At 64.2% G+C, this 12,123-nt stretch carries 13 protein-coding genes; 11 read left to right on the top strand and 2 right to left on the bottom strand.

The window, feature by feature from the left end:
- Positions 1–144 precede the first annotated feature (144 nt).
- Both ASF65_RS03380 and ASF65_RS03375 read right to left on the bottom strand, forming a co-directional pair.
- Entirely contained in the window at positions 145–1,356 is a 1,212-nt protein-coding gene (locus tag ASF65_RS03380; protein WP_055885198.1) for a site-specific integrase, read from the bottom strand.
- 14 nt (positions 1,357–1,370) lie between these two features.
- Positions 1,371–1,715 (bottom strand): Arc family DNA-binding protein, encoded by a 345-nt coding sequence (locus tag ASF65_RS03375; protein WP_162239448.1) that lies wholly within the window; start codon positions 1,713–1,715, stop codon positions 1,371–1,373.
- A gap of 95 nt (positions 1,716–1,810) precedes the next feature.
- On the opposite strand from ASF65_RS03375, the gene ASF65_RS03370 reads away from it, so the two are divergent.
- The 11 genes from ASF65_RS03370 (at position 1,811) to ASF65_RS03320 (ending at position 11,992) form a co-directional block, all read left to right on the top strand.
- On the top strand, positions 1,811–2,002 hold the full coding sequence (locus ASF65_RS03370) for a hypothetical protein (RefSeq protein WP_055885192.1): 192 nt from the start codon (positions 1,811–1,813) through the stop codon (positions 2,000–2,002).
- Positions 1,999–2,463 carry a hypothetical protein gene (locus tag ASF65_RS03365; protein ID WP_055885187.1) on the top strand — a complete coding sequence of 155 codons (465 nt, stop codon included), beginning with the start codon at positions 1,999–2,001 and terminating at the stop codon, positions 2,461–2,463. Before ASF65_RS03370 ends, ASF65_RS03365 begins: the two co-directional genes overlap by 4 nt.
- The gene (locus ASF65_RS03360; RefSeq protein ID WP_055885184.1) at positions 2,460–2,720 is read left to right on the top strand and encodes a hypothetical protein; all 261 of its coding nucleotides are present in this window, start codon (positions 2,460–2,462) and stop codon (positions 2,718–2,720) included. Before ASF65_RS03365 ends, ASF65_RS03360 begins: the two co-directional genes overlap by 4 nt.
- Complete coding sequence (locus ASF65_RS03355) at positions 2,717–3,073, top strand: hypothetical protein (protein ID WP_055885180.1); 357 nt, start codon at positions 2,717–2,719, stop codon at positions 3,071–3,073. The genes ASF65_RS03360 and ASF65_RS03355 overlap by 4 nt, the downstream gene beginning before the upstream one ends.
- Positions 3,070–3,279, top strand: a complete 210-nt coding sequence (locus ASF65_RS03350) for a hypothetical protein (protein ID WP_055885178.1) — start codon at positions 3,070–3,072, stop codon at positions 3,277–3,279. Before ASF65_RS03355 ends, ASF65_RS03350 begins: the two co-directional genes overlap by 4 nt.
- A 227-nt stretch (positions 3,280–3,506) precedes the next feature.
- A complete protein-coding gene (locus ASF65_RS03345; protein WP_244486548.1) occupies positions 3,507–5,759 on the top strand; it encodes a virulence-associated E family protein in 2,253 nt (750 codons plus the stop codon).
- Between the two features lie 400 nt (positions 5,760–6,159).
- A complete protein-coding gene (locus ASF65_RS03340) occupies positions 6,160–6,447 on the top strand; it encodes a hypothetical protein (protein WP_055885175.1) in 288 nt (95 codons plus the stop codon).
- 491 nt (positions 6,448–6,938) lie between these two features.
- Positions 6,939–9,920: a phage tail length tape measure family protein gene (locus ASF65_RS03335; protein ID WP_162239447.1), complete on the top strand. Its 2,982-nt coding sequence runs from the start codon at positions 6,939–6,941 to the stop codon at positions 9,918–9,920.
- On the top strand, positions 9,889–10,695 hold the full coding sequence (locus tag ASF65_RS03330; protein WP_055885171.1) for a hypothetical protein: 807 nt from the start codon (positions 9,889–9,891) through the stop codon (positions 10,693–10,695). Before ASF65_RS03335 ends, ASF65_RS03330 begins: the two co-directional genes overlap by 32 nt.
- Positions 10,695–11,366 (top strand): hypothetical protein, encoded by a 672-nt coding sequence (locus tag ASF65_RS03325; protein ID WP_055885168.1) that lies wholly within the window; start codon positions 10,695–10,697, stop codon positions 11,364–11,366. Before ASF65_RS03330 ends, ASF65_RS03325 begins: the two co-directional genes overlap by 1 nt.
- A 74-nt stretch (positions 11,367–11,440) precedes the next feature.
- Entirely contained in the window at positions 11,441–11,992 is a 552-nt protein-coding gene (locus tag ASF65_RS03320; protein WP_156369147.1) for a hypothetical protein, read from the top strand.
- Positions 11,993–12,123: the final 131 nt, after the last annotated feature.

Here is a 12,123-nt window from a genome sequence, read left to right as displayed (position 1 = left end):
AACCGAGACGGTTGATCCAGCGGGCTTGAACTTGGTTGCGGGGGCAAGATTTGAACTTGCGACCTTCAGGTTATGAGCCCGTATCGCAGCCTATGTGCCACAGGGCGTAGACCTGTACCGTGTGGCGGTTTTGTGCCGTAGAGCTCAGAGCAGGCCGCTGGTGATCCGATCCATCGCCGCCCCATGGTCGTCGGATTTGAACATGTGCCCGTATCGATCCATGGTCACCTGAAGGCTCGAATGACCGGCGAAGGTCTGGACCGTCTTCGGCTTCAAGTCTGCCTCGATCCAACCTGAGATCGCGAAGTGTCGCAGAGCGTGCCAGTTGAAGCGTTGGGGCGCCGGCGGATGCTTCTCCGGGTCCGCCGCGTGCGATGCTGCCAGCTTCTTGAAAAGTGGATTGAAGCGACGCTTCACGAGGTTCGGATGACCTTCGTAGCTGCCTGACCGGCTCGGGAAAACGAGATCGTCGTCCTTCGCGAACTTCGACCGTAGGCGCCACTCCTTCAGCATCGTGACGACAGTGGAGGCCAGGGGCACGGTCCTGACGCCGGCGGCAGTCTTCGTCGTGTCTTCGTTGCCGAAAGCGTCCACGCGGGTCTCGACCGTGACCTCTCTCGCCTTGAAGTCGATATGGCGCCAGCGCAGCGCATGGTGCTCCCCTGCCCGCAGACCCGATGCAGCAGCGAAGACGAGTTGCACCTTGAAGTCAGGACCAGCCGCTTCAATCAACGAGCGCATGGCCGCCTTGCTAGGCGGGACGATCTTCTTGGCTCCTTCATCGCGTCGGCCGATCACACGAACGCCGGTCGCAGCGTTGAAGGCGACGAGGTCTTTAGAGACCGCGAAGGCCAGCACCGCGGAGAGGGTCGTAAGGATCTTTCGCGTCGTGACGACCCCGACGCCGGCAGCCCGAACCCGATCGCGGTAATCGCCGATCGTACCCGCCGTGAGCTTCGACAGAGGAATGGTCGCGAGACCAGCATCGAACTCACGGACCTGGGTCTTCACCTTACGCTTCGCGCGATGCTCCGGGTTCGGGCAGATGTAGTTGTGAATGTGCCCGGTCACGACGAGCAGGTGCGCCTTCGTGAAGCGCTCGCCGCGTTCGTTGCGGCCCTCGGCGTGCTCGAGATAGGCGAGCACGACATCTCGAACCGTCGTGCCTTCTGCCTTGCTGCGGTACGTCCCCTCGGCGAGGCCGCCTTCGACCTTGATGCGGAAGGCGTCCGCATCCTTCTTCAGCTTGAATTGCTTCCGCTGCCTCGCGCCGGTCTCGTCGGCGTAATCGACCTGCCAGCTGTGCCGCGGTGCGCCGCTCGACGTCTTCCAAGTTCGCTTCGAAACGCCGGCCATATGCACACTCCTCTTCAGGTTCGATCCAATTCCCCACGCTTCTTCTTGGGGGCGGCCTCTTCGGGTGGCTCGAACCAACGCTCCACCAGCAGACGAGCAAGTTCCTGAATCCTCTCGTCCTGGCCGTTCGGCCCGGCTCGATCGAGGAGCTCCGTGATCCCTCGAATTGCCGCCTCCAGTTCCTCGATCGTAGCCGGCTCTGGGGCTGGATACTTCTCCTCAAGAGTCGCGACAATTTCAGAGTTCATCGAACGATTGTTCGCTTCTGCGGCCTGCCGAATTCGATCGCGCAACCCGCTCGTCATTCGGACCTGAAACCTGTCAGCCGCTTCGCTTGGGTAACGTTCTCGATCGCTCATCAACATAAATCCCGTGAGTGCGACTTGCAATCAACATAGCGCACGCTTATTAACAATAGGTGCAAGTCGCAACCATAGGAAAGCGGAGGTGTAAGATGAGCAAAGCTGTGGACGCTGAATTCGATCTCGTCTGGGGGATCAGTGGCATCGCCAAGGTGATCGGACGGACCGATCGCCAGACGTATGGGATGCTGGCGTCCGGTGCCCTGCCGGCACGGCAGATCGGCCACCGCTGGGTCGCTAAACGCGAGGCGCTGGAGCGCTTCTTCGACGAGGTGGCGGCATGAGCGCCAACGGCACGCACCTAGGTGACCAAGACGCCGTCAAGATCGCTGAATGGGACGCCGATCCCGAGGCGCGCGGCGGCCCAACCTTCACCAATATCGAGGCGCTGCTGGCGTCTCTGGACGACAACGGAAGTAACGAGCGGTCGGCCGCCGAGCCGGGCGCGATCACCGTTCTAGGAGGCATAAGCCTGTCGGCTCTCGTCGGCGCCATGGTTGTCGATCGCGCCGCGAAGGCGGCGGCCGGCCGCATCTTGGATCGCTTCCTGCGCCACCGGTTCAGACCTGACGACATCGCCGAGCTCGTCGATGACGAGATAAGCCTGATGCGCGCCCGGCTGGATGAGCGAGAGCTCAACGATCTCGGCTGCGGATACCTGCTCGACCTGTTCCGCTGTCGGATGGCGACCGAGGGCAAGAAGACCGCGCAATTGTTCGCATCGGACTGCCGAGATGCGGCATGAGCCGTCTCGCCGCCTACGACAACGAGGTACGGATCTTCGAGCGCGCCGAAGCCCGCGCCATGCAGCAGCTCCGGCTGCGTCGGATCGGCTCTATCGGTTACGACCGGCGCGCCCTTATCGAAACGACCGACGACCTCGAGCATGTCATTCGGCTCTCGCAGTTCGAAAGCGTCCGCAAGCGCGCTCGGGCAAGATTGACGGAGATTGTCGACGAGGTGGCTCGCCGGCAGATCGAGGGCGACGAGGTGACGGCATGAGCGCGGTCCGTCGTTCTTCGGCTGCAGCCGACCTCATCGCCAACCTCCACCGAGCGGGGTTTAGCTCCTGTCGCACAGATCTCGAGGACGCCTTCCGCGCGCTCGTTGGCTGGCCCGACGAGGCATGTGTGCCGAACCTCAACTCGCATCAGCGGCAGGGTCTACTTGTAGGCGTGTGCCGCGGGCTCGTCGCAATGGAAAACGACCGAGCGATGCCGTCCGGGACGTTCTCGCTGATCCTGGACGAAGCGGGCGCTGAACGCTTGGACGGTGGCACCTATGCGCACGGTGCTCGTGCGGTGCTCAGAGCCCAGAGGTTCTTCGACAATCTCACACGGGAACAGTTGCGATGACCAAGGTGATGGAGTTCGCCGCCGAGCGAGACCTACTGCACCGTGTGCATACCGATCTAGCCGTTGCGCGAACCACCAATGACTACGACGGGATAAAGGAAGCGGTCGATGATCTGGAGATGATCGTTCAGCATACGAGCTTCCCGCTGCTGCGACACCGTGCCCAAGGACTGATCGCTCGGGCGTTCGATCCCCACGACTCCTGAAAGGTCGATACGTCAGCAGAGGGGCGACTACCACCCCGGCCCTATGCGTGTAACCAATTCTAGGAAACCCACTGACGGTTTCCCTTGGGAAAGCCGTCAGTTCAACCCAGGAGACGCGATCGTCATCCGAACGCTATCGCCGAAGGGGAAGGCCGCCAAGCTGCCCTTCGGCATCCAATCGAGACATGCAGCCGCAACGAGTTGCGGCGGCGAGAGGATGACACCCCTTGTCCGCACTTATTATGGATTACCCGGCGAGCGTTGCCAAGGCGCTGACGCCCGACGTCGAGCAGATTACGGCCTTCGTTCATTGGATCCACGACGTGGCCAGAGCCGCGGCGAGCGACGGCGCTTGCGGTGGACGTTTGCAGATCACCGGCCAGCATCGGACCAGGCTCGACTTTAAAGGAAAGCCGCTGTTCCAGGTCCTCGAACGGTTCGTGCTGGGTGAGCGCGAGCAGATGATCCGCGCTGCCGTGCGCCATTCTCAGGAAGGCTGGAACTGCTACGTCGAGCCGCGCCTCGTGCGGCCCGGCTTAGGTCCGAAGGAACGCGGGCAAGCCGAAGGCGACACGATCGGCGTGTTTGCTCTCGTCATCGACGTCGACGCCTACAATGGCGAGCGACCGGCATCGTTCGCTGTTCCCTCACTCGTCGTGCGATCCTCGGAGCCGGACAACGAACATCGTTGGTTCGTCTTCGATCGTCTGCTTTCTGCAAAGAATGCGAAGGACATCGGCGATCGGCTGCGGAAGCTGGGGGGTGATGCCAACACGGGGAATCCCGTGCAGCCGTACCGGCTTGCTGGCACGCAGAATATGCCCTCGCAGGATAAGAGAGAGCGGCACGGCCGTACCGACAGCCCAACCTACATCGTGTCGCTGGGAGCTGCGTTCGATCCGAACGCGTTTGCGGGTCTGCTGCCTGCCGTGCCAAGCACGACGGACGCGGTCGCTGCGAAGCCGGTGAAAGGCCACAACGTTCGACTGACGATCGACGAGACGGATGCCGTCCTCAAGCGGCTTCCGAAGCACGTCCGACACGACATCGAGAACCTCCCGGCCGGTCGTGACAGGTCCAGTCACTGGTTCTCATGCACGGGAAAGATAAAGCGAGCCGGGTTCAGCAAGGCGGAAGCGCGAGCGATCTGGGAGGCGTTCCCTGATAGCGTCGCCGAAAAGTACCTGGACCGGGACAGCTGGCCTAAGACGCTCGACGATGCATGGCCGAAGCTGGATGGTCCAGTCGACCCCGCCGCACATTTCGAGGACGTCGAGGGCTCTACGGCTCCTCGGAAAGCGTGGCTCGCCGCAGCTATCAAGGCCAAGAACGGTGAACCACTTTCAATCCTGAAGAATGTCGTCACGGCCCTTCGGTTGGATCCGAAGATCAGCGCCTGCTTCGCCTTCGACGAAATGCAGGCGCGGCCCATGCTCATGCGTGCCCTGCCGGACGAGCCAGACCTTGCTGCCCCGCGCCCCGTCGTCGATACCGACATCTCTGTCCTCGAATGCTACCTGCAGAGCGAAGGACTGCGCGGCATTGGCGAGGGTGTGACGACGCGCGGGATGGCGATGCGTGCGTCGGAGCGATCGTTCAACCCGGTCCGCGACTATCTGAACGGTCTGCGCTGGGACGGTACGTCTCGGCTCGCCGGTTGGCTGGGCAGATACCTCGGCGCGTCGCGAAGCCCGTACATCGATGCGATCGGCATAATGTTCCTGATCGCACTCGTGGCACGTATCCGCCGGCCGGGCGTGAAGGCCGACCACATGCTCGTGCTCGAGGGCGCACAAGGTGCGAAGAAGTCCACGGCTTGCGCCGTCTTGGCAGGCGCCTGGTTCTCGGACGCTCTTCCGGACATTCGGCAGGGCAAAGATGCGTCGATCCATCTCGCGGGGAAATGGCTGATCGAGGTCGCCGAGATGTCCGCGATGGGCAAGGCGGATCATGCCGCCCTGAAGGCATTCATCACCCGCACCCATGAACGGTATCGTCCGCCCTACGGAAAGTTCGAGGTTGACCAGCCGAGGCAGTGCATCTTCATCGGCACGACCAACGCCTCAGTCTATCTGCGGGACGAGAGCGGAGGTCGTCGGTTCTGGCCGGTAGGCGTAGGCGCGATCGACATCGACGCGCTGGCACGTGATCGTGATCAGCTCTTCGCCGAAGCGGTCGTGCGCTTCGAAGCCGGCGACCCGTGGTGGCCGGACGCCACGTTCGAGCGCGAGCACATCGCGCCGGAACAAGACGCTCGATTTGAAGAGGACGCTTGGGAGGCGAACCTTGCCAAGTTCCTCGACGAGCAGCCCGGCTCCGTCCTTGTCGGCGACGTGGCGCGGGACGCGCTCTTCATAGCGACGTCGCGCCTAGGGCGTGCGGAACAGACACGTATCACCGCTGCGATGACACGCCTTGGCTGGACGAGGCAGAAGAAGGACCGTCGCGGGAACATTCCGTGGGCTCGGGCGACCAAATGACGGACGACATCCCAACAACTCTTTGAACGATGCTGTTTGGGCGATCGGTAGAGACGTACAGGAGCACTGCCTAGAGAAGGTAGGGAAATGTCGTCCGTCGTCGTCCGTCACGGCGAAAACCCAATTAGAACAGTGCCTTGATGTGACGGACGACCGACGGACGACGACGGATGAGATTCCAATGTCGTCCGTCGTCGAAGCTCCGCCACCCTCTGTCGATGCCCATCGATCGACCCCGACGAGAGGGGGGATCGAAAGTCAGGGCGGTCGTGGGGGTGTCTACCGACAGGGGCCTCATTCGCAGATTTTTTTTGCTCGTAAGAATTTAGCCCGCTGGCGCGTTCGGCTGCCCATGCCCGCACCTGCATCTGTCCCCCGAACATCTGGAGAGTTTCCCTCCATGACCACCAGTACGCTCCCCTCGCCTGTCCTGATGCGCCCGGAAGAGATTATCTCGCTGAAGGAGGCGGCCTATCGCACCGGTAAAAACGAGAAAACGATCCGACGTTGGTGCAAGGAGGATGGCATTGGTCGACGCTCATCGCTGGGCGCTCCATGGGAGATCTCTGCTGTGGCGCTCGAGGCGAAGCGATATGGGGATCGGCAGGCGCTCGACCTGCTTCGCGAGGGGCACCGGGACTCTCCAGCACTTACGCGCTACTTCCTGTCGCTTGGCATCAGTTGTTGATCGCTCTGCCTCGCGTGCCATTGCATAGTAATGTCCGCACATGTCCAGTAATCGATAGCAACAGCCACCACCATATGACTTTCAACAGAACGAAGGTCTTGGCTCATGGCAACAGCTCAGCTTTTTCTCAGCGGTGCGCGCGTCACCAGTGGCTTCCGGGAAGCCATTCATGACGCCGCCAACCGTGCGGGCGTGACGCCGAACGAGTTCGCCATTCGAGCGGCGGCAGAGAAACTCGCGCGGGCCGGTCAAACGTTCCCGGGCGTCTTCCGCCGTGGCGACTTCGACGCTGGCGTCGTTTCGCGTGCAGATAGTGGCCGAAGCCACGATCGGCAGGTTGGGGGGCGCAGCTAATGGCTGCAGCGACAGTCACCCGCAAGCTCATCGTCACCGCCGATACGTCCGGTATCTAGAAAGGTGCGCGCGACGTCGAGGCATTCGGGCAGCAGACCGAGGGCGCGGCCGCGACGCTGAAGCGGATGAAGGCCGAGATGGACCCAGCCGCCTACAAGTCGCTGGCCGCTGGCATGAAGCCAGCCATTGAGGCCGAGCGTCAGATGGCCTCGATGACGAAGGCGCTGACCGCCGAGCTGAAACCGTTCGGCGACGCGCTGCGTAAGCAGCAGACGGAGAGTCTGAAGGCTGCCGAGGCGGTCAACAAGTTGGCCTCGGCAGAGATGAAGCGTGCCGAAAACCTCCGTCGCGCCTACGACGACACGTACGCCAACGCCACCCGATACCTGAAGGTCGAACAGGACGTCGCGCACCAGATCGGCCTTCGCAATCTGACGACCGAGCAGGGCAACGTCATCCTCGCGACCGCGGCCAAACGCTTCGACCAGATGGGCAAAGGCGCCGAGGCTGCGAACCAGAACGTGAAGCTGACGTCTGGCCAGGTGCAGGGCCTCGGTTTCCAGCTGAACGACATGGGCACGATGCTCGCGATGGGCGCGTCGCCGTTCCAGATCCTGGCTTCGCAGGCCGGTCAGGTCGCGCAAGTGCTGCAGGAAGGCGGCGGTATAAAATCCAGCATCGGCGCGATCGCGACAGCGGTTGGCGGGTTCGTCACGTCCCTCGGCCCGGTGGGCATCGCCCTCGGCGCCACGACGGCGGCGGCCGGCGCGCTGTGGCTCATGTCGGATGGCCCCGAGGCCAAGGCCGCGAAGAACTCGATGGACGAGTTTAAGCGCTCAGTCGACGCCGTTCGCGACAGCTTCGGCGAAGCGGGTCGCGCTGCTGATCTCGTCTATTCGGCCGGCGCCAAGCTCACAGAGGGCATGGCGGTCGGCCAACTCGTCGACAGTCTGAAGGTCGCGAAGGACGAACTGAAGGGCGCCGTCGAGAACCTCGGCCGTGGTGAAGCGGTCCGGCTCGACATGGGCACACTTGGCAGCGCGAAGGCCGTGCTCGACCTCTTCAACGGCGAGGTCCGCAACGCGCAGGCCGAGATCCGCGAGCTCTACGGGCAGTTCAGCCGGGGCGAGATACAAGCCAAGGCGTTCGTCGAGCGCATGGCGCAAATCCAGATCAAGCCGGGCGCCAGCGACGAGGTCAAAGCGTTGGCCGGCGAGATGCGCCGTCTCGGCACCGACGTCATGAACGCCGCCACGAACACGCAGGCTCTTCAGGCCGCCATGGATGCGATCGTCAACTCGCGCTCGCGCCTGCCGAAGCCGGCCGCCCAGGACAGGCCGGACAACGCGGCGCTCGAGCGTCGCTTCGGCGACCGGATCAACCCGGACGTGACGGACGATCTGCGCAAGCAGCTTGAGGACCAGGCGGCCGCGCTGACGAAGACCGAGACCGCGACCCGGTCCTATTCCGATGCCGTGGCCGAACAGAAGGCCAGCATCGAGAAGTCCGTCGCCGAGCTGCGGCTTCAGGTCGACATGTACGGCGAGAGCGAGGGCGCCATCGCCGCTGCCCGGTTCAAGCTTGACGCGATGACCGAGGCGCAGCGCGCCGCGAACGACGCGAAGGCCGGCGCTATCAATCCGGCCCTCGTCGACCAGATCAACCGGGAGGCCGACGAGATCGGCCGGCTGACCGACAAGATCCGCACGAACACCTCGGCCGAGCGCGAGCGGCAGAAGGCGGCCGAGGACGCCAAGCGTCAGCGCGAGCGCATCGCCGAGTTCACTGCCGACGTCGAGTTCGAGCGGTCGATCCTCGGCTTCACGGACAGCGAGCAGGAAATCCGCCAGACCATCCGCAATCTCGATCTCGACTTCGACAGCTTCGAGGGGCAGCGGCTCGCCGCCGCAATGCGGTTCAACGACTCGGTCCGCGCCCAGCAGGACGCGATGGCCGATATGGGCCAAGTGGCCTCAGACGTCTTCGGCAGCATCATCGAAGCGCTCGGTAAGGGCGGCAGTCTTGTCGACAACCTGGCGCAGGCACTGTCCGGCCTCGGGCAGAAGCTCGCTTCGGCCGGTTTCGAGCGGCTGTTCGGCGGGTTGTTCGGCGACGGGCAGACCGGCCGGAACAACGTCGTGTCGATCCTCGGTGGCCTCGCTGCCAACCAGAACGTCCCGATCCCGACGGCGCGCCCGGCCTACCAGTCGCCGAGCTATCCCTACGCGGACAAGTACGCCTTGCCGGCGGCGACCGCGGCCGCCACGAAGATGACGAGTGCCAGTTCGTCGCTCGCCGACGTCCTGAAGGATGGTGCCAACCGGATCGGGACCACGGCTCGCGACCTAGCGGCCGTTATCTCATTCGAGACCGGCGGCAGCTTCTCGACCAGCATCCGCGGTGGTGCGGGCGATCGTCACATCGGCCTGATTCAGTTCGGCCCGACCGAGCAGAAGCGCTACGGCGCGGCGATCGGACAGACGCTCTCCGACCAGATGGACGCGGTCGTCGGCTATCTCCAGGACCGCGGCTTCAAGCCCGGCATGGACATCTACGACTTGTACTCGACGATCAACGCCGGCCGCCCGGGGCGCTACGGCGCGTCGGACGCCGCAAACGGCGGGACGTGGGGCTCGGTCCGCGACAAGGTCGATCACCAGTTCGCCTCGCACTTCGCGAAGGCCGACAGCATCCTCGGCGGCACGACGCGCGATCTCGCGAAGGGCGTGTCGAAGGGTGTCGAAGACGGCATCGAGAGCTACGGCGCCGGGCGGTTCGACACAGGCTACGCCGGCCAGGGCGCGACGCCCGGCATGTCGCGCGGCCAGGCGGGCTTCGGCGCCCTCATGGGCCTCGCCGGCATCGCGGGCAACGCCTACTCATCGGGCAATCCGCTGATGGGCGGTATCTCGGGCCTGATGGGCGGCTATGAGCTCGCCGGCCAGTTCGGTGGCGCGCTCGGTCTCGGCTCGGCAGCTGGCCCGGTCGGCATGGCACTCGGTGCCGGTGTCGGCATCATCGCGTCGCCGATCGGCGGCGGCAAATCCAATCCGAAGGCCCACCGTGAGCGGGCAATGGAGTTCGATCATGACGGCAATCAACGTCTTCGTGCGGCCTGACCGCGCCTTCCTGATGACCGACGGCGCATTCTATCTGCCGGATGGCCATATCGTGGGCTTCGGCAACAAGGCGATGCCGATCCCGAACCTGAACGCGGCGATCGCCGTCCGCGGCCTGCAGAAGGTCGTCGCCGAGTTCGCGCTCGACTTCTCCATTCGCTATCGCTCCTTCGACGATCTCGCCGCTCGGCTTCAGGACGACCTCAGCGAGTGGCAGGATCTGCGTGCGCGCGACGCCGGCTACACGTCTTGGGCCGACGTCGATCTCTATGTCGTCGGCTGGTCGGACGATGAGCAGCGAGTGAAGGCGCTCAACTTCATGACCCGTGCTGAAGGCACGGACTATGCCGTCGGCGAAGTCGAGCAGATCGACGAGTTCACCGTCGGCCCATACCCGTCCGGCGAGGAATGGTTCGTGAACCTCCGGTCGCTCGGCGCCAGCCTCGAAGGCGACGACGCGGTCCGTCGCTTCGATCCGATCCGTCACGGCATCCCGATCATGGAGGCCCAACGGCGCATGATGGTCGATCCCGCGGACATGGGGAGCGCGTTCACCGGCACGACGCCGATATCCCTCGTCGGCGGGCACATCACGCTGACGGAGGTCTCGAAGGACGGCGTGTCGCAGCGCGTCGTGCATCGCTGGGCGGACGAACCGGGTGTGCCGATCGAACCGGAGCCCTTCCAGAAGTCTGCGATCCATTCACCGGAACTCGACCGAGCCGCTGCCAAGCGCGCCCGGAAGGCCGCCAAGCTGGCAAAGGTCGCTGCCTGATGACCAGTCTCAAAAACAGCCTGCTCGGATCCTCCATGGTCGGAGCCCCGCCGCTGGCTTCCTTCTCCGGCTGGGCCGGGCCTGTCGTGCGGGCCAAGCGTCGGACGGGCTGCTCCGATGGGCAGTTCAATCCGCCTCGGTCGCTGGACGGCGCTTCGGAGATCCTCGAGGCGCGGCAGCGCGCCGAAGGGCTGCGGCTGATCGCCGAGGCGCGCGAGATGGGCAAGGCGCACGGCGGCGTCTGGTTCGAGCTGATGGTGAAGGTCATCGAGCACGACCTCGAGATCGGTCACACGCCCGACCTGGCCGACAACATCCCATTGTACCTGACCCGGTTCGGCGAGGCCTGCGAGGCGTACTTGTCGAACGTGGCGGCGGTCTTCGGCCCTGAAGGACGAGACGCAGGGTTCGCATACTGGACCGCCGCCCGCGGCGAGTACGCGGCGCGCGTGTTGATCCTCACCGACCGGCTTCTCCGAGAGATCGGCAAGGTAGTCGGCATGGACGCGATCCCGAACGACATGTTCGAGGGCCTGTCCACACTCGTCGTGGCCTTCGTCTTCCCGGGCTACGGCGTGGACCCCAAGGACAACGCCTGGCGTCAGGCGATAACGGAGCGTTTCGACGCGGTCCGTGCGCTGCTGCCCGAGCACCAGCCTACGAGCGTCTGAGGGTGAGCGATCCCTTCACGCGCGAGCTCGCCCTTCTCGTCGACGAGATGAAGAGCCCGACGGCCCGGTCTCGGATGCTGGCGTCGTTCGCGCGTGAAGAGATCGCCGTCACGAAGGCGAGGAACGAGGCGGCGGCCGGCCGGACGAGCGGGAAGCCGAAGATCGCGGTCGACGGCCGCCAGGGCGCGCCACTTGGCAGCGTGAAGCCGGACGGCACGATCGTCGCCAAGTTCAACACCGAAGTTACAGCGCTCCGGTGGATCCTGCGACAGCTCGAGCTGGAGTCGCCACGGCTGACCGGCGCCTATCGCGCCTCACACAGCGTGTACGCCGACGGCCGCTTGATCCAGCTCGGCTCGGGCGGTGACATTCCGGACGCGGCCGAGTTCGTGATCGCCTCGGACGTACCCTACGGCGTGAAATTGGACCCGAAGGACGGCTTGCCTGCCCGCTCCAAGCAGGCGCCCAAAGGCGTCTATGCGGCGATCGCCGCAGTGGCCACAACCCGCTTCGACGCCGAGGCCGACATCTTCTTCACGTTCCGCGAGGTGCCTATGGCGAAGGGCGGGCTGCACCGGAACCCTGCGATAGTCGTGCGGCCGAATGGTCGGCCGAGAGAGGTGTGAGCTTTCCTCAGGTCTGGGGGAAAGGGGATGTCTTAGAGTTCAAGGTGCTGAGTGGGTATAACTAGTACGAACCTGTCGATGAAACGAACCTTCTACCTGGTTCGATTTCGCGGCGCCCTCGTTCGTGCCAG

It is taken from the genome of Aureimonas sp. Leaf324 (genome assembly GCF_001423245.1).
GTDB lineage: Bacteria > Pseudomonadota > Alphaproteobacteria > Rhizobiales > Rhizobiaceae > Aureimonas.
This window is presented reverse-complemented; position numbering and strand designations above follow the sequence as displayed.